Source organism: Halomonas sp. TD01 (genome assembly GCF_923868895.1).
GTDB lineage: Bacteria > Pseudomonadota > Gammaproteobacteria > Pseudomonadales > Halomonadaceae > Vreelandella.
On sequence record NZ_OV350343.1, the window covers coordinates 3,051,893 to 3,069,475 of the forward strand.

Annotated in this window: 18 protein-coding genes; 13 read left to right on the forward strand and 5 right to left on the reverse strand. The window is 52.4% G+C overall.

Features of this window, described 5'->3' with window-relative positions; translation table 11 throughout:
* The first annotated feature begins 70 nt into the window (after nt 1-70).
* The 3 genes from L1X57_RS13630 to L1X57_RS13640 all read left to right on the forward strand — a co-directional run bounded on the left by L1X57_RS13630 (nt 71) and on the right by L1X57_RS13640 (nt 1,939).
* Nucleotides 71-310 carry a hypothetical protein gene (locus L1X57_RS13630; RefSeq protein WP_009724600.1) on the forward strand — a complete coding sequence of 80 codons (240 nt, stop codon included), beginning with the start codon at nt 71-73 and terminating at the stop codon, nt 308-310.
* A 107-nt stretch (nt 311-417) separates the two neighbouring features.
* On the forward strand, nt 418-1,041 hold the full coding sequence (locus L1X57_RS13635) for an O-methyltransferase (protein WP_039869788.1): 624 nt from the start codon (nt 418-420) through the stop codon (nt 1,039-1,041).
* A 205-nt stretch (nt 1,042-1,246) separates the two neighbouring features.
* Nucleotides 1,247-1,939 carry a hypothetical protein gene (locus tag L1X57_RS13640; protein WP_009724603.1) on the forward strand — a complete coding sequence of 231 codons (693 nt, stop codon included), beginning with the start codon at nt 1,247-1,249 and terminating at the stop codon, nt 1,937-1,939.
* Nucleotides 1,940-2,000: 61 nt separating this feature from the next.
* Here L1X57_RS13640 and L1X57_RS13645 read toward each other — a convergent pair whose 3' ends face one another.
* Nucleotides 2,001-2,600, reverse strand: a complete 600-nt coding sequence (locus L1X57_RS13645) for a cysteine hydrolase family protein (protein ID WP_009724604.1) — start codon at nt 2,598-2,600, stop codon at nt 2,001-2,003.
* A gap of 183 nt (nt 2,601-2,783) precedes the next feature.
* On the opposite strand from L1X57_RS13645, the gene L1X57_RS13650 reads away from it, so the two are divergent.
* The 4 genes from L1X57_RS13650 (at nt 2,784) to L1X57_RS13665 (ending at nt 6,611) form a co-directional block, all read left to right on the forward strand.
* Nucleotides 2,784-3,194 carry a DUF2784 domain-containing protein gene (locus L1X57_RS13650; protein WP_009724605.1) on the forward strand — a complete coding sequence of 137 codons (411 nt, stop codon included), beginning with the start codon at nt 2,784-2,786 and terminating at the stop codon, nt 3,192-3,194.
* A gap of 67 nt (nt 3,195-3,261) precedes the next feature.
* Nucleotides 3,262-3,855 (forward strand): LemA family protein, encoded by a 594-nt coding sequence (locus tag L1X57_RS13655; protein ID WP_009724606.1) that lies wholly within the window; start codon nt 3,262-3,264, stop codon nt 3,853-3,855.
* Nucleotides 3,856-3,880: 25 nt separating this feature from the next.
* On the forward strand, nt 3,881-5,833 hold the full coding sequence (locus L1X57_RS13660; protein WP_009724607.1) for a M48 family metallopeptidase: 1,953 nt from the start codon (nt 3,881-3,883) through the stop codon (nt 5,831-5,833).
* Between the two features lie 58 nt (nt 5,834-5,891).
* Nucleotides 5,892-6,611 (forward strand): ZIP family metal transporter, encoded by a 720-nt coding sequence (locus L1X57_RS13665; protein WP_009724608.1) that lies wholly within the window; start codon nt 5,892-5,894, stop codon nt 6,609-6,611.
* A gap of 101 nt (nt 6,612-6,712) precedes the next feature.
* Here L1X57_RS13665 and L1X57_RS13670 read toward each other — a convergent pair whose 3' ends face one another.
* On the reverse strand, nt 6,713-8,629 hold the full coding sequence (locus L1X57_RS13670) for a DNA topoisomerase III (RefSeq protein ID WP_009724609.1): 1,917 nt from the start codon (nt 8,627-8,629) through the stop codon (nt 6,713-6,715).
* Nucleotides 8,630-8,824: 195 nt separating this feature from the next.
* Here L1X57_RS13670 and L1X57_RS13675 point away from each other — a divergent pair, with 195 nt between their 5' ends.
* Together L1X57_RS13675 and L1X57_RS13680 are read left to right on the forward strand one after the other, a co-directional pair.
* Entirely contained in the window at nt 8,825-10,072 is a 1,248-nt protein-coding gene (locus L1X57_RS13675; RefSeq protein ID WP_009724610.1) for an ABC1 kinase family protein, read from the forward strand.
* 82 nt (nt 10,073-10,154) lie between these two features.
* On the forward strand, nt 10,155-11,975 hold the full coding sequence (locus tag L1X57_RS13680) for an SEC-C domain-containing protein (RefSeq protein ID WP_009724611.1): 1,821 nt from the start codon (nt 10,155-10,157) through the stop codon (nt 11,973-11,975).
* A 2-nt stretch (nt 11,976-11,977) separates the two neighbouring features.
* Here the strand turns inward: L1X57_RS13680 and L1X57_RS13685 are convergent, their stop codons facing one another.
* Nucleotides 11,978-13,348: an AmpG family muropeptide MFS transporter gene (locus L1X57_RS13685; RefSeq protein ID WP_234667761.1), complete on the reverse strand. Its 1,371-nt coding sequence runs from the start codon at nt 13,346-13,348 to the stop codon at nt 11,978-11,980.
* A gap of 118 nt (nt 13,349-13,466) precedes the next feature.
* Here L1X57_RS13685 and L1X57_RS13690 point away from each other — a divergent pair, with 118 nt between their 5' ends.
* The 4 genes from L1X57_RS13690 (at nt 13,467) to L1X57_RS13700 (ending at nt 16,221) form a co-directional block, all read left to right on the forward strand.
* Nucleotides 13,467-13,985: an FKBP-type peptidyl-prolyl cis-trans isomerase gene (locus L1X57_RS13690; RefSeq protein WP_009724613.1), complete on the forward strand. Its 519-nt coding sequence runs from the start codon at nt 13,467-13,469 to the stop codon at nt 13,983-13,985.
* Between the two features lie 260 nt (nt 13,986-14,245).
* Entirely contained in the window at nt 14,246-14,371 is a 126-nt protein-coding gene (gene ccoM, locus L1X57_RS18825; RefSeq protein ID WP_009724614.1) for a cytochrome c oxidase subunit CcoM, read from the forward strand.
* Nucleotides 14,372-14,554: 183 nt separating this feature from the next.
* A complete protein-coding gene (locus L1X57_RS13695) occupies nt 14,555-15,067 on the forward strand; it encodes a hypothetical protein (protein ID WP_009724615.1) in 513 nt (170 codons plus the stop codon).
* A 74-nt stretch (nt 15,068-15,141) separates the two neighbouring features.
* A complete protein-coding gene (locus tag L1X57_RS13700) occupies nt 15,142-16,221 on the forward strand; it encodes a GGDEF domain-containing protein (protein WP_009724616.1) in 1,080 nt (359 codons plus the stop codon).
* Here L1X57_RS13700 and L1X57_RS13705 read toward each other — a convergent pair.
* A complete protein-coding gene (locus L1X57_RS13705; protein WP_009724617.1) occupies nt 16,205-16,657 on the reverse strand; it encodes a group I truncated hemoglobin in 453 nt (150 codons plus the stop codon). The two genes, L1X57_RS13700 and L1X57_RS13705, sit on opposite strands and share 17 nt — an antisense overlap.
* A gap of 55 nt (nt 16,658-16,712) precedes the next feature.
* Nucleotides 16,713-17,570: a DUF3034 family protein gene (locus tag L1X57_RS13710; RefSeq protein WP_009724618.1), complete on the reverse strand. Its 858-nt coding sequence runs from the start codon at nt 17,568-17,570 to the stop codon at nt 16,713-16,715.
* Nucleotides 17,571-17,583 lie beyond the last annotated feature (13 nt).

Sequence of the window (17,583 nt, forward strand, 5' to 3'; positions counted from 1 at the left end):
TCGGCAGATTCTCGCTGGGCAGATAACCCACGCGGTCCTGCTCAGGGAACAGATTTCGAAGGTAAAATCGATGGAGAAAATAGAGCTCTGGATAGTGACGATTTCAAGCGATCAATCGATTAAGGAAATAGCCACGCGCTTGAGTGAAGAAGGCTTAACCATTAGGGATGTGCTTGAGGAAATTGGCTGCATTACAGGATCAGCAGATACTGCCACAGCTGATCGGCTGAAGGGCATTGAAGGCGTGGTGGATATTGCGCCGGATATACAGGTCGAAGTGGGGCCGCCAGGCTCCGAAGAGACTTGGTAAGCCAATTCACTACGATGTTCGGGCATGGGCAGGTGATCAAAAAAGGGGTGGCACAGGATTGTAACGGGTGGCTATGTGAAAGTTGTTTGGAGCGCCAAGGGGGGCGTGTGAGCGAATCATTAAGCGAGTTACTAACTGAGTTAGAGCAGTTTGGCCAACAAAACGATGCCGCCGTTTCTGATCGCCCGCATCGTATGCTCAATATTACCCGTGATACGGGGGAGTTTCTTTCAGTACTCACCCAAGCCACGAACGCAAAACGAGTACTGGAAATTGGTACCTCTAATGGCTATTCCACGTTGTGGTTTGCCCAGGCAGCTCAGAAGATTTCCGGGCACGTCACGACAGTAGAGCTTTCCGAATACAAGTTCGATCTGGCAGCCACGAATTTTGAGCGCTCGGGGCTTTCTGACTATATTACCCCGCTGCAATGTAATGCTGGCAAGTTGCTGGAAAGCGTGGACGATTCTTCATTCGATCTGCTCTTTCTCGATTCTAACCGTTCTGAGTATGTGCAGTGGTGGTCGAATATTAAGCGGGTCTTGAGAGAAGGTGGGCTTCTTGTGGTGGATAACGCCACTTCTCATGCCGATGAAATGGCTAGTTTTATGGCGCTGGTGTCGGCAGACCCAGATTTCACCACTTGTACCGTCCCTGTTGGTAAGGGGGAGTTTCTGGCAACGCGCTGTTTTGGTTTTTCCGCCTGTCGAGGTGGTGCTGGCGCTCAATGACCGCAATGAGTGGGAAGTGCCCGGTGGGCGTATTGAGATAATTGGGGCAGTTAATTCAAGCGCTAAATTGGTATGTGTTGAATGGTCGCTCCTAGCCGAACCATGAACTTTCCTTCATATTAACAATGGATCAGTTAAAGAACCGCTAGCGTTCATATGTTAGCCATCATAGTAGCGATAGCCCTTAAGCGAGAGGAATGCACCAATGACAGGGACTACTAAACCATCAACGATTGAACTGTTGAGCGACAACCGGGTAAAGGTGATCTTAGTCATCGCCATTATTGCGGTGGTCTGGGCTATCGTCGCGCACACTATCGCAGGGTCGCGACAAGACAGTAAGGAAGCGCTCGAAGCGCGCTTGGCCGAAACTGAGCGAGAGCATCAGCAGATTCAGGCGCAGATGTCTGATGTTGAAGCCGCGGAGCTTGACCTAGCAACCTTACAGCAGAGAATGAACGCCCTTGAGGCTGAGCAGGCCGAGGCTGAGGCCGAACGTGCTTCAACGCGAGCAGACATCGCCAATGCTGAAGAAGATTTGAGCGCTTTACGGGGTGAGCGTGAATCTCGCGAAGAAGAGGTTGCCACCCTAGATGAGCAAGTAGACGAAAAGCAGGGCCGCTTAGAAGAATTGAATGAAACATACGCCGAGGTAGATGCGGATAAAAAAGAGGCTGAAGCAGCCCGCGATGCCGCTCAACAGTCGCAAGAAGATGCAGAAGAGGCTCGGAGGCAGGCTGAAGAAGACCTTGAGGCGCTCAACACTGAACTTGAAGAGGCCAATACCCAGCTTGCCGCGGTCGGTGAGCAGGTAAGTGACTTAGAAAAAACGCGTGATGCGCTTACCATTGAAATCACTTCGCTCAGAGTGATGCGCGACGAAGCGCAAACGCCCTAACAATTTAGACGCTATAACAACTCTTCCTCGCCGCGCATCAGTGAAACGATCTCCCCACTTATTAAACGGGGAGATCGTCGACGGTATCTACCACTGCGGCATACAGATCTCGCGTTGACGCTAACGCCCCCTCATGAACCGCTTTAGCTGACAACGTCTTGCCTTGGTCAGCCTGAAGCGAGCGGGTAGCGGTCGCACTGGCAACTACTGTCACTTCAAACCCAAGGTTGAATGCACCGTGGGCAGTGGAGTTGACACACATATGGGTCATGAAACCAGCCAGCACCAGTTTGTTGCAGCCGGCCTTTTTCAACTGTGCTTCAAGATCGGTCTGAACGAAGGAGTTGGGAAACGATTTAATGATAACTGGCTCGCCGTCTATCGGCTTTACTATATCCGCGATCTGCCCTATGGGTGCTTTGATATCGTAAGGCGATCCTTCACCACTATCATGCTGAATATGAATGATCGGAATGCCTGCTCCGCGCGCTTTTTCGAGGAGCTTTTTGGCTTCTAGCAGGGCTTCTTCTACGCCTTCTAACTGCATGACGCCTTCCCGGTAGGTGTTTTGGCAGTCGATAAGGATTAATGCAGACTCAGAAAGCTTGCTAGGGGTGAGTTCAAGCCCTGAAAGTTCACGTAATGTGACAAGTGTGGTCATTAATAACTCCTTGATGCTATTGATTGTTGTTTAAAAGAGAGCGGCGTCAGGGTAATAACGACAGGCTTATGGCCACAGTCGATGATACAGGTCACAGCGTACATGGGTTCGTTATTCAATATCGGCTAATTTAATTAGCCATTTGTCGATAGGGAGGTTGATCACTTTTTGAGGATGACGTAGATGACTATGACTCAACAAACGTTACTATTGCTTCTGGCGGATTCGGTACTGGTTCTCCATGTGCTGTTTGTGGCGTTTGTCGTCTTTAGCTTGGTGGCTATCTATGTAGGGTATTTTCTGCAATGGAAGTGGGTACGCCATCGGACATTCCGTGTCATTCATTTGTGTGCCATTGGCTATGTGGTCGTGCAGGCGTGGCTTGGTATCGTTTGTCCACTAACCACGTGGGAAATGGCGCTACGGGCCAAGGCTGGGGCGGGTACTTATGCGGGCTCTTTTATTCAATACTGGCTGCAGAGCCTGCTCTATTTCACTTTGCCAGAGTGGGTGTTTATCGTAGCTTACACCCTGTTTGGTAGCTTGGTGCTGGCCAGTTGGTTTGTCGTGCGGCCAAATGCGCGCTTCCGTTAATACGCCTATGAAGCTCAAATGCTATTATTTTTCCACTAACTAAAGCTAACTCTAAGGATGGATCAAAATGCTTACACTAATTATTGTTTTGGTAATCGTCGCCGTTATCGTTTTTTACGTCGTCGGTATCTATAACCGGCTTGTTTCGTTGAAAAATCGCTTTGAGAACGCCTTTGCTCAAATTGAAGTACAACTAAAGCGGCGACACGACCTAATTCCTAACTTGGTAGAGACTGCCAAGGGCTACCTCAGCCATGAACGGGAAACGCTGCAATCCGTTATCGAGGCCCGCAATACAGCCGCTGCGGGGCTAAAGGCGGCAGCAGCAAACCCTGGTAGCGCCAAAGCAATTGCTGACCTTGGTGGTGCTGAAGGTGCGCTAACTCAGGCGATGGGACGGCTCAATGTGGTCATGGAAGCTTACCCAGACCTGAAAGCCTCGCAAAATATGATGCAGCTGTCAGAAGAGCTCACCAGCACGGAAAACAAGGTGGCTTTTGCGCGTCAGTCATTTAACGATGCGGTGATGCACTACAACACTTATCGGCAGAGCTTCCCCCCAGTGGCGGTGGCTGGCATGTTTGGGCATGGTCAAGATGCTTCGCTGCTAGAGTTTGAAGACAGCGCTCAGATCCAGGTGGCACCGAAGGTATCGTTCTAAGTTATTGCGCAGGAGCGAGAAGTACATGGATTTTTTTACTGCTCAGGAACATGCCCGGCGCAAAACCTGGCATCTGGTTGTCTTGTTAGTGCTGGCAGTGTTAGCGCTGATTGTTGTGACTTCGCTGGCGATCTCTATTGCGCTTCATTTGATGAACGGGGGGCAATCGGGCGCACAAACCAGTCTTTCAACTCAAGGGATGTGGTCTGCATTATCGGTTGAGCTTATCGCTGGCGTTGCTATTGCGGTGCTGGCTGTTGTGGTGCTAGGCGGTTTATTCAAACAACGTCAGTTAAGTGGTGGTGGTCGAGCAGTCGCTGAAGCGCTTGGTGGACGTGAGATTAATCTAAATACCCACGATGCTGATGAGCGGCGCATTCTCAATGTGGTTGAAGAGATGGCGATTGCATCGGGCACGTCGGTGCCTTCCGTTTATGTCGTTGAAGAGGAGAGTATTAATGCCTTCGCGGCTGGCCATCAACCGAATAATGCGGTGATTGGCATTACCCGTGGCACCATCCGTAATTTGACACGGGAAGAGCTTCAAGGAGTTGTGGCCCATGAGTTTAGTCATATTCTGCACGGCGATATGCGGCTGAACATACGCCTAGTCAGTGTGCTGCACGGCATTCTGTTGATTGGTCTATTAGGCGGTATGTTGCTACGCAGTATGCGTTTTCGACGGGTGGGCGGCAATAAGCGCGATAACTCAGCTGCGGTTATTTTGGGCTTGGGGGCGGCGCTAATGGTGGTCGGCTATGCGGGCACTTTCTTTGGCAATCTCATTAAGTCAGCGGTCAGTCGTCAGCGCGAATATTTGGCGGATGCTTCAGCGGTACAATTCACCCGTAACCCTCATGGCATAGGTAATGCGCTGGTCAAGATTGGCTCGCATACCCAGGGCTCTTACTTGAAAGCGCCGCAGGCAGCGGAATTCAGCCATCTGTTTTTCGGCCAGGGCATAAAGCTGGGGTTTACTCGTATGATGGCAACCCACCCGCCACTTAAAAATCGTATTCAGCGGGTAATGCCAGACTGGGATGGCCGCTTTGAGGTTCGCTGGCCCCCGCAGCACAATGATCATGACGCCCATGGTTCAGTAGATAGTGAAGGTGGCAGTGACGACCGTTCTGATGCGAAGCTAAGCAGAGGGACGTTGACTGCTGTATTAACCGCAGCTTCTGCTCAAACGGCCATTAACGCTATTGGTCAGCCCAGTCAGCGTCATTTTGCACAGGCCAGAGCAACAATAGAGGCATTGCCAGAACGGATTAGAACCGCTGCCCATGAACCCTATACCGCCCGTGCATTAATCTATGCGCTGCTGCTAAGCGATGAACACTCAGTTCGTGAGCAGCAGTTAGAGGCATTGCAACAAATTGCCTTGCCAGATGTTTATCGAGCGCTGATGGATATTGGCCCCGAGGTATTGAGGCTGAATATCGAGTTACGTCTACCATTGGTTGAATTGGCACTACCAGCATTAAAGTCGCTTTCCGTAAAACAAGCTCAGCACTTTCGTCTCTGTATGGAGCGGTTGATCAACGCGGATGGCCACGTCAGCTTGTTTGAATGGACGCTGTATCAACTGCTGCTGAACAATCTGGGCGAAAAGAACAGCGGGCTCTCTCATCTTAAACTCAGCGATTTGCAGCCAGAATGCCAGCGTCTACTCAATGTGTTAGCGGCGGCGGGGCAAGATAATTCTGACGAGATTAGTGCAGCGCTTAACGCAGCGGAAAGTGAGCTGCCGTTCGCATTGTCTGCCATTGACGAAGTAAGTGATATGCAGGCATTAAGCTTGGCCGTGGAACGTTTACGGCGCTTGAAGCCGCTGCATAAGCCCGTTCTTCTGCAAGCCATGGCGCGTTGCATTGAGCATAGCGGACATATTCGACCAGCCGAAGCTGAGTTGTTCCGGGTAATGGCAGATATTCTCGATTGCCCGATGCCGCCACTGTTGTCGGATGAGCTGTAAAGTAGTGAGAGTAGTGCTTGAAGGTTAAGGTCTATAAGAAAAGTGATAACCAATATCGATGACTGAAATTACGTATATCTTATTATTATCATTGCTGGCTGGCGCGGCGATGCCCACGGGGGCGTTGCTCGCTAGACTTGATCTTGTGCATCCTTACTTCTTGGGTACTTCGTGGCGGCATTTCATCGTTGCTTTTGGCGGGGGTGCGCTTATATCGGCAGTCGCTTTGGTGCTAGTTCCTGAGGGGGCGAGCAAGCTGTCTCCTTTATTGGCCGCGGTGTGCTTTGCCGCTGGAGGGGTGTGCTTTTATCTTTTGGATACTTTCTTAAGTAGGCTGAACAGCTCTGTTGGTCAACTGGTTGCGATGCTTTCTGATTTTGTTCCAGAAGCCATTGCTTTAGGCGCAGCCTTCGCCGCTGGAGGAAGCGCTGGCTTATTGCTGGCGCTGCTAATGATTCTACAAAACCTACCTGAAGGGTTTAATGCTTTTGAGGAGTTAAGCAGTAACTCTCAACTCTCATCAAATAAAATCGTGCTAGCTTTTAGTGGTTTAGCGTTAGTGGGGCCTGCATCGGCTGCCACAGGGTATTACTTGCTGTCTCAGTATGATGAGTTGATGGGCGCTTTAATGCTGTTCGCCAGTGCGGGAATTCTTTACTTAGTTTTCCAGGATATTGCACCAGAATCTAAGCTTGCACATCATAGTATGCCCGCAGTAGGTGCAGTTACTGGCTTCTTGCTTGGTTTGGTCGGCAATATGATGATTGCAGGTGGCTAATAAAGTCAGCTATAAACCGTGATCAATTAGGAGGAGCTCAACCGTCTCCAGCAACTTATTTGTCAGCGCTGAGTAAGAACAGCGCACTCATAGACTTCCCTTCAGCCCGGCTTTTTCCTGGCTCCGGTACTTTTCCTCTTCGCATAGCTTTTTCTCGACTTACCAGTACGTTTTACCTGCCCACCGGCCTCACCTTGGGCGGTCTGCAGGCTCTGCCTGAGCTTGGCCGCATCGCTGTGGGTGAGCAGGCCACGTAGATCATCCAAGAGTGCTTGCTGAAATGCGCCGGGGTCATCCTGCTGTTCTGAGATCGCCCTAAGCCGCTGTTCCCAAAGCGCAGTGCGTTCTGGCGTGCTTACGGCGCTTGGCAAGGCGGCAATCAGCGCACAGCCGAGTTTAGTGGCACGCAGGGCTTTTTGCTGACGTACCAAGTAGCCACGCTGCACCAGCGTTTCAATAATACCTGCACGGGTTGCTTCGGTGCCAAGGCCGTCGGTGTCACGTAGCGTACGGCGCACGTTAGGGTCATCCACGTAGCGGCCAATGTTCATCATCGCTTTAATTAAACTGGCATCAGTGAACGGCTCTGGCGGGCGAGTTTCTTTCTCCTCAACGCCTGCGCCAAGCGCTTGGCAGGCTTCCCCCTGAGTGAGCGGCGGTAGCGGGGGAGTTTCGTCGCGAGTGGTGAAGAGTGGCTTCCAACCGTGATCAAGAATGCTCTGGCCGCGGGCACGGAAAGCTTCATCTAGCAGGGTGAACTCTGCTTTCACCTCAAAGGTGCGCAGCGGCCGATAAAACTGCGCCATCACATTGCGCACAATTAACCGAAATACATGGCCTTCAGTGGCGGCAAGTTGGCTAAAGTCTGCGGGCTTGCCGGTGGGCGCTAGGGCATGGTGCGCGCCTACCTGTTTGTCGTTCCAGGCTTTTGAGCGCAGGGTAAAGTCAGCACCACCCAGCCACTGACGCAGCGTGTCATCGTTTTGGCAGGCGCTGCTCAAGCTACGCTGGGCCAGCGCTAGATGCTCTTCGGGCAGGTAGCGGCAGTCGGAGCGAGGGTAGGTGATTAACTTGTGCTGTTCATAAAGCCGCTGGCAAATATCCAGCACCATCTGTGCGGAAAGCCCATGGCGGCGCGCGGCATCTACTTGTAACGCGGAGAGCGAATAGGGTAGTGGCGGCGCTTGTCGCTTTTCCTGTTGATCGAGGGTGGTTAGGGTGCCCCGTGCGCCAGGAAGCTGTGCTGCTAAGGCATCGGCGGGGGTGCGATCGATCAGCCGCCCTTGCTCATCTAAGGGCTGGTGCTCTTTGGGTGCCCACCAGGCGCGCAGCTGACCTTGTGCCACCTGTAAATCCACCCATAGCGGGTAGAACGGGTGAGGCTTGAAATCACGAATGGCATTGTCGCGGCGCACGATCAGCCCCAGTACAGGGGTTTGCACACGGCCAACGGAAAGCACGCCGTCATGCCCTGCTTGGCGGCCGGTTAGCGTCCAGGCGCGGGTTAAGTTAATGCCGTAAAGCCAGTCAGCACGCGAGCGCGCCTGTGCCGCTTGAAACAGCGGCTGGTATTCCATATTGGAGCGAAGCTTGGCAAGTGCACGGCTCACGGCGGGTTTGTTAAGGTCACTGATCAGCAGCCTCTGAACAGGGCCGCGATACTTCATGTACTCAATTACTTCCTGCACCAGTAGTTGGCCTTCGCGGTCTGGATCGCCAGCGTGCACAACGCTGGTAGCCTGCTTAATCAGCTTGCGAATCACTGCCAGTTGCCCTCGCGCCTTAGGGCGCGGCATTAGTTTCCACTGCTGCGGCACAATGGGCAGCCGGTCTAGTCGCCACAGTTTATCAGCAGGGTCGTAAGCCTCGGGCGGGGCCTGTTCTAGCAAATGGCCTAGGCACCAAGTGACGGTGGTGTCGCCGCAGATCATAGCGCCATCCTGGCGTTTTGCACTGCCGGGCAACGCGTCGGCTATGGCCCGTGCAAGGCTGGGTTTCTCGGCGATAATCAAGCGCATACAGTGTCTGACCCTGACGTCTGGAAACAACAAGTTGCCATCTTAGCAGAACCCGCAACAGGTTAGCGTCTAGCCCGTGTGATAGATGGCTAGTGGGTTGTTTTGTAGATGGATGAATTTATTTCTGTGTATAGTTTTTGTATAAAATTAGCAAATTGAGTAAGCTGTCAAAAAGCAATTAATGAGGCGATTTCCATGCGCGAGCGCGGCAGAACACGACGTTTATTGGGTCTGGGTGCCCGCACTGGCGGGGCGTTGCTGAAAACTCGTCTAGGTGGTCAAGCTGATTGGCGGGCGCTTGGTGAAGCGCTGTTTGAAGGGCTTTCGGAGTTAAAGGGGCCGGCCATGAAACTGGCGCAGGTTATGTCTCAGTGGGATGACCTGTTGCCCCCAGACCTAGCTAATGAGCTTGCTCGCCTGCAGCGCCAGGCAGAACCTATGCCGTGGCCGCGTATCCGTGACGCGTTGGTACTGCAATACGGCGACATTAACCAGTATTTTAGCCATATAGAAGAGCGCCCGTTTGCCAGTGCTTCCATGGGGCAGGTGCATAAAGCCGTCACCCATGAGGGTGAAACCGTGGTGCTGAAAGTGCAGTACCCTGGGCTTGCGGATGTGTTGGAAAGCGACCTAAAGCAGGTAAAACGAATCATGGGGTTGGGCCGCTGGTTCAAAGTGCCCCAAGCGCGTTTGGATGCGTTGTTTGAAGAGTTAGCGGCAGGGCTTCGTGAAGAATTGGATTATCACGCTGAAGCACGAGCGCTGGCTCGCTATCGCGAGCGGTATCAGGATAACCCTCAGTTAGTCATACCCGAACCACTGTTTGAGTTATCCGGGCAGCATGTGTTGGCGATGCGTTACGTGGGTGGCACACCGCTGCGGGATTTAGAAAACACCGATGATGGCACTCGTCAGAAAGTGGCCGTGGCGTTGGCTGATTGGATAACCGAGGAGCTGTTCACCTATCGAGAGCTGCATGCCGATCCCCATGCCGGTAACTTTGCGGCGGATGCTGAAGGGCGCTTGGTCATCTACGATTTTGGTGCGGTCATACCTGTGCCTGAAGCGCGTCTAAAAGCCATGATGCAGTTATTAGATGCCACCCTGGCGCAAGATCCGATGGCAATGGATGATGCGTTAATGAAAATGGGCGGCCGCCAGGGGCAGGGCGCGCCGCTGGCTCTTTATCGAGAGTCCGCTGAGTGCGTGTCACCCCTATTCTCCCCTGGTGAGCAGGACTTCAGCGATGTGCGGGTACACCGCCGCCTGCGCGAGCTAACGCCAAAAGTGTGGGCTGCCATGGATCGGCTGCAGCCGCCTGCGGATACGTTGCTGCTCTCCCGGGCACTGAATGGACACTATTGGAACTTAGTACGTCTGAAAGCGCGTCTGGATATGCATACGCGCACCGAGCCGCTGCTAGCCTGGGCGCGTAGACCATAACTAATTGCCGCTGCGGGAGCGCCGCCTGTCATGCTAGACTATTGCGCTTTTCAATCGCGTTTTGAAGACAGTGGAGACGGCAATGCTGGCGGTATGGGTCGATCAACTGCTGGGATTTGCCTCTGGGGCACTCTCGGCAATTAGGAAACAGGAACACTACCCCGATTTTATGACCTGGGTACGTGCCGAAGGCGCAGATTCGTTTAATGGCGATGTGGCAACTGCCCAGGCGCTTGCGCCTATTTTATGGTCGCAAACGCCGCTAGAGCGGCTTAATTTTGCGAACGAACCATTGGCCACCCCAGGGCGTAACGAGCCTTGCTGGTGTGATTCAGGGCGTAAATTCAAACAGTGCTGCTACCGCGTTGACTTCCCCACGGATATTCCTGAGCAGATGATGTGGATGCTTTCCCTGCGTGAGTGGAAAGGCGCTACGCTGAAAGCGGCGCTGGAAAGTCAGCAAGCACCTGCCCAGGCGTTATTAGAAGCCGGGCTAATTGCTGCTGAAAGCGGTCAAACCGGTCGTTCAATGCAGATTCTTGAGTCACTGTTCGACGGTAGTGATTGGTCGCGACTGCCGGAGCAGGCCGAGCCTGCTTTCGAAATTCTGTTAGATATCTATCAAGAGCGCGGGTTTACCCGCAAACGTGCTGACCTGCTTGATGACGTTATGGAACGCGGTCCACTGTTTTTGCGCGGCGTGGCGCTTGAGCGGTTGTGCCTCATGCACCTGGATAACGATGACTTAGACAGCGCTCGCGCTGCGTTCGTGAAAGCCCAGCAGGCACTACCGGACTCACCGACGCTAGCCTACATTGAAGCCATGTTGCTGCTGCATGAAGGTCATGAGGAAGAGGCCAAAGAGCGAGCTAACTTCTGGTACCGTCGCTTGGTTCGCCAGGGCGACTTGGATGAAGAGCAGCTCGAATTCCTGGCTGCTCTAGCTGAAAATCCTGGTGCCACCTTGGCCGACCAGCTGTTGAGCGCCGAAGAAGATATGGCGACGCCGCTAGTATCGCTACAGGCGCTGTTGGCGTCACTCCCTATCGCACCCAAGCTTACCATTGAGCAAGATGCCGATTCCGGTAGATTGCACTACACCACCACCGCTCGTGAAGAAACCCTGTTTGCGGCTTGGCACGAACAGTTTCAAGTCATGGTCGATGAAGAGGTCGCCTTGGGCTTTCGCGATGACCCCTGGGGCAACGCGATAGAGTGGATGTCTGAGCTATGTGCCCACCCAGAATGGTTAGATGCGCCCCAGGTAGTGCAAGATTTAACGTTAGCGCTGACCAGCCGCTTTGGTAGCCTGCCGTGGATGGCGCCGAGCCTGCTGGAACCCCTGGCACTGCGCCTTTCTCGCTGGTTAGAACAAGCCCGTGCAGCCGGTGACGGCAGCCTGTGTTGGGATGATGCCGATAACGCCATGCTGCTGCGTACTGGCCTTGCACTGGTGGTGGGCATGGAGCGCGGAGCGCGCCAGCACTCACGCGAGTTGGCTGAAGAGCTGCTAGCTATAGATCAGGAAGATAGCCTTGGGTTGAGAGAGCTAGTGCTTGACCAATTGCTGCGGGATGACCGCAATGAAGAAGCGTTAGCGCTCACTGATGAGCCACAAAAGGACGATGGTTCTTTAGAGCTGGGGTTATTGATGGGCCGTACGCTGGCGCTATATCGGTTGGAAAACCACGATGCCGCCGAAGCAGCGTTGGCGGATGTGATCGCCCATAATCGCTATGCGCTTGAGCTTTTGTGTGCAGAGAATCCACGGCCTTCTATGCCCCATGCGGATGGTCAGGTAGATCCCGGTTCCCGTGCGGAAGCGTGGCAGTATCGTACGTTGATGCGTGACCAGTGGCGCACCACGCCAGGCGCGCTGGCGTGGTTGGCGGATCATCGCTAGTTTTATTTTGCTTCTGCGATCACTGGGGTAGGCACCAGTTGCTTATCTCGGCTGATCCAGATGGCTAGCAGAATGGCGGGTAAGCCGAGCAGGGTAGCCACTACGAAGAAGGTGGCGTATCCCTGAGCCGTGACGACCAGCCCGCCAAAACCGCTCAAAAATTTTCCTGGTAGCGTCATTAACGACGAAAACAGTGCGTATTGGGTGGCGGTATAAGCCCGCGAGGTTAAGCTGGAAAGAAACGCAATAAAGACAGCGCTGGCTAAGCCGTTGGCAAGGTTGTCGCCAATAATGGTCACTACCAGCATAGGAAGCTGATTACCTATCAATGCTAACGCGGCAAACAGCAGGTTGGTCACCATGACAAAGCCTGCGCCAATGATTAGCAGTGGCCCAATGCCGTAGCGAGCGACCAGCAAGCCGCCAAGAATTCCCCCCGTAATACTCATGGCAATACCAAAAATATTGGTGACGTTGGCGATAGTGGCCAGCGAAAAGCCTAAATCGATATATAGCGGATTTGCCATAGAAGCCATGGCAAGATCACTAATTCGGAACACCGCGATAAAGATTAAAATGCCCAACGCCTTCACCCCATAGCGGCGGAAGAAGTCGGTAAAAGGACACACAATGGCACCAATCACCCAAGCACCTAGACGCCGCAAAACTTTCGGTTGGCCACGGCTGGCACGAATGAAGGCACGTACCTTGGGTTCGTGAATGAGCTGAACAGTCAACGATGCGCGCTTTGGTTCAGGTCGAATGAGTACGGTAAGTACGCCAATACCCACAAGCGCAGCCATGCAGAGATACGCTGCGTTCCAGGAAATTGCGGATGCCACATAGAGCGCACCTGCGCCTGCCGCTAACAGCCCCCCGCGGTAACCGATAATGTAAGTAGAGGCCATCGCTGCTTGTACGTCGTCATCTGCAGATTCGATGCGGTACGCGTCAATGGCGATATCCTGGGTGGCCGAGCCAAAGGCTACCAGCAGCGCAAAGGTCGCTACCCAGCCTAAGTTGCCTACCGGGCTTACTCCCGCCAAGCCAATTAGCCCTGCTGCAATCATCCCCTGGGCAAGCAGCATCCAGCCACGTCGTTGGCCAAACGTGCGGGTCAAGATCGGTAGTGCAAGTCGGTCAACGATAGGCGCCCAAAAAAACTTGATTGAGTAGAGCATGCCAATCCAGGCGAAGAAGCCAATCGCGGCAACTTCTACACCGTCACTGCGTAGCCATGCAGAAAGGGTTGAGAACACCAGTAAAAAAGGCAGGCCTGCAGAAAAACCTAGAAACAGCATGGTGATGACAGGCGCGCGACAGTAAATACCGAGCGCATCCAGCCAGCTGCGCTGGGGAATAGGGGTGGGCATGTTGATTAACACTCCAGGAAAGAAAACGTCTGCATCGAGGCCCGCTAAAAACCGGTCAGTGATAGACTAGGCCTGATATCCATGACAAAGCCAGTAGCTTACCGGAGAGGAGTTTTCAATGTCGATTACAGCCCATCAAGTAGTCACTTTACACTACGTGTTAAGCGATGTGCTTAGCGATGGCAGTACCCGCGTGCTAGATGACTCCAACGCGCGTGATAAGCCCTTAGAGTACCTCCATGGACACGATAATATTTTGCCCGGTTTAGAGAGAGCCTTGGAAGATAAAGCCGCCGGAGCTGAACTGCGCGTCACGCTTGCGCCTGCTGATGCCTACGGCATCCGTAATGAAGACTTGGTGCAGGAGGTGAGCCGTGCGTCGTTTGGCAGCGCGGTGCTCGAACCGGGTAGCCGTTTCCAAACAGAAGGTGAAGCAGGCCCGCAAATCGTTACGGTACTGAGTATCGATGGCGACATGGTGACGGTTGATACTAATCATCCGTTGGCTGGCCATACGCTTCGTTACCAGGTAAATGTATTGGATGTGCGTGATGCGACCCGTGCGGAGCTGGCCAAAGGCCACCCCCTGCCACCAGGAACTGAACACAGCAAAGTAGAAGATCGAAAAGTGCTTTAGTTGTAATTTCTAGGGGTTAAGAGTTTCAGATGCTTTAAATTTACAAGGACCTTAAATTGGCAGGGGCTTTAAATCGTCAGCGTGCTCAAAATTGACCGCGTATTTTAAGTCTTCAGCGTACTTTAAGCGTTAAAAACTGACCCATATCAAGTTCCTGACAGGCCGCAAATAACCCCTCTGAAAAGCTTGACCCAGGTCAGCTTCCTGCTGGTGTTAACGCACTAGGATGGTGTCATACATCACGGCGGGAGGGGATCACCATGTACTGGGATGATACTGTTATTTTCGGTCTAGTTACTGTCGCGTTAATGATCGTTTTTATGATTGGTTGGGTAGGCTTTGTCGTACGTGACCACCTTCGTAAGGATGAACGTAAAAAGCATTAACGCCGCTTGTTGTGATAGTCGTCAGGGGAGGGGGCTTGCTTTAAATAGTGAGCTTCCTGTTGCCGGCCCATTTGGGCCGGCTTTTTTTGTTCGTTAAAAACTGTTTCCGAGTATTCACGTTAACCGTCTGGTAAAGTACCTAGCAGCACAATAAGGCATTACACCGCTAGGAAACCGTTTGCCATGAATGCTGTTATTTCAATCGTTGCCATACGCTGCTGCGCTTCTCATTATCTTAAAGCTGGTGTCGCCTGCGTCCTACTATTACTTAGTTGGCTATCAATGCCGGTCTATGCTCAGGCATTAAGTGTGATTAATGGCGAAAAAACCACAACACTCTCTATTAACGAGTTACGCCAACAATCTACGATTACACTGTCTGTGTTTGACCCTTTTCAAGGGCGCGAAGTAGACATGCATGGGCTTGAATTTCGTCGTTTCCTGATTAATCAATTTGGTGAAGTACCCCCCGCATTGCATTTTACGGCATGGGATGATTACGAAGTGACGTTAAGTGGCTGGAATGACCCCAAGTGGTTAATGGTCACGGAAGAGGATGGAGTGCCACTTACACTGCGTTCGCGTGGCCCATTACGACTAGTGGAACAGGCTTATGATGAGCAGCGTGATATCGAAAACCTGCGTGAATTCAACGACTGGATATGGATGATTCGCAGCATCGAGGCCCGGTGGTGATTATCGAACCACCACCTTCTCCACCTCCTATACCATCGCTACCTCCCGATCCTATGACTAGGAAGAGACGCTATGTGACCTGGTTGTCATTGAGCTTAATGAGCTTTATGGCGTTGATGGTGGTGATTGTTTACGAAGCACGCTGGGTATATCCAGAAATACAGGCGTATTTCAGCCAAACAGGCAATTTGACAGGGCAGCAATTGGCGACCAGGTCGCGGGGCTATTTACAGCTCGCTCAGCAACATTTGTTAAGCGAACAGCCCTTTGAAGACGAGCAACGACAAGCCGTTAGGCTCAATCTCGATATTGCTTATGGGCTAATTGATGTCGAGGTATACCGCCAAAAGTACAGTTGTACGCAGGCTAGCTTACAAACCTTAAACTTGCTCGCAGAACGCCTGAAAGAGTATGCCGTGACACCATTTGATGCTGCGGCTGAACTATTGGGGCCAATTGATTGTTTAACGAGCATTGAAATGAACCAGCTCGACCTGCGTGGCATGGCAATTAATGAGTTTTCTGAAAGTACACGCCGACATAATCAGGTGCTGACCTATTCCAGTATGGTGATTTTTGCACTAGGGCTACTGTTTTGGGGAATGCATGAGCGACAGCTGCGGCGCACAGAGCGCGCCACGGAGCAGACAATGGTCTGGATGCAGCAAGCGATGCGCGATCCGTTGACGGGCATAGGTAACCGCAGTGCGCTTCATCAAGATGTCGCCGCCAAAGAAGGGGCGTCGCTTGCCTTGATCTTGGTTGATATCGACTTCTTCAAGCAGTACAACGATTCGTTGGGTCACCCCGAGGGTGATCAGCTGTTACGTCGCCTGGCAAGCCTTCTTAAACATGTGCTTGGTGAAGGTGCAAAACTATACCGGTTAGGTGGTGATGAGTTTGCTGCAGTACTGCCTTGCGATGATGACGCGTTATTGGTTGATTACTGTGATCAATTGACGTCTGCTCTAGAGCAGGCTGATTTCAAACATCCCTCGCATCCGGACAATGAAAGAGTAACGTTGAGTATTGGGGGGGTGCGATTTATAGCAGGGGAGACAACCTTTCCAAGTGCTTACGAAGCCGCTGATAAGGCGCTTTATCAGGTAAAGAGCGCAGGACGTGATGACTGGCATATCAGCGAAGCCGCATAACATCTTCATAAAGTGGTGCCAAACGACCTAGCAGGTCATTGCGTGCTGACAGTGGAACGCCTTCACGCCGCATGGCGTCATCTAAATACTCTACAACGCGGTTAAAGTGAGCGTCGGTAATTCCCATCGTTTGGTGGGCGCGATCCATAGGCGGGCCATCGTAGCGGCAGGGGCCGTCGCTGATATCGCAAAGCTGAGTGGCGAATGATTCAGCAAACAAATCAATGTTGGTATTGGCGAAGTAGCCAACCACATCTTCATCCTCGGCAATACGATAAAGTAGGTTTTCAACAATGGTGTTTATCGCCGATTGGCCGCCAATTCGCTCATAAAGCGTAGCGGTATTGTTATGCTGAGCGCAGCCCAGCAGAGATAGCATGCTTGACATTAAAAAGATAAATACTATGCGCTGAGCAGCAGTGCCTAATAACCCCATGTCGATTCCTGTTGTTAATAAAAGACTTTTTAATTAAAGTTTAATCAATGTCAGTTTAATAAGCGGCTTGCAAGGATAAATAACCGCCCTGCTGGGAAGGAAGGCCTGCAATGTCACCCAAGTCTAACCATGCGCCTGTTAACGATACATGCTTATTAAAGAAGTAAGCGCTGTACAAGCTTTGCCAGTCCTCTTCTTGGGCCACGCTGAGGTTGTCAGGTTTTTGACGATACTCGGTGCCGACAACCCAGTTAGGTGTGATAAAAACGCCTAGGCTGCCTTCTGCCATCCACGCGCTTCCGCCTTGATCACCGCCAAAGCCCAGTAAGCCTCCTTGGTTAGCTGACGTATTGCGTAGCGTCCCATTGAGCAGCACATTACGACCTAAAAAGGCATTAAAGAGCAGTTTGCTAGCACTTAAATAGGCATCAGTGCCACGGGTGTTGTCAGCACCTAGTGCGGTGGGTACTGTGCCGTCGATCAATCTTTTGTGCATCACTCCCGCACTCCAGATGCCCCAGGGGTGGTAAAGCACATCGCCAAATAAACGTATTTTGGCAGCGTAGATATCTTGCTCCAGTTCACCTCCTAGCGTGGTGAGTTCAAAGGTTTGGCGTGCAATTGAAAGCTCTAGCCTGTCCTGGACATTAACGCTAGCGCTGGTGACGCTTAATCGATAGTCATCGACCCACGCCCGTGTTGTGGAAACCGTCGCTCCCAGTTCGTTATCGCTGGCGGTGCTGGTCAACACCGCCCATGGTGAAAGCCCGCCACCAGCAGCACCTTCTATCGCACTGACGGCACCGGTACCCAAAATGCGACTTCCCGCGCTGCTGGGGATTGCCGCCAGTAGGGCGCTTGTTGCCGCTGCTACCAGTACCAGGCATCGAGAGGATGAGTAATAACGAAACATAGCGATACTCTGT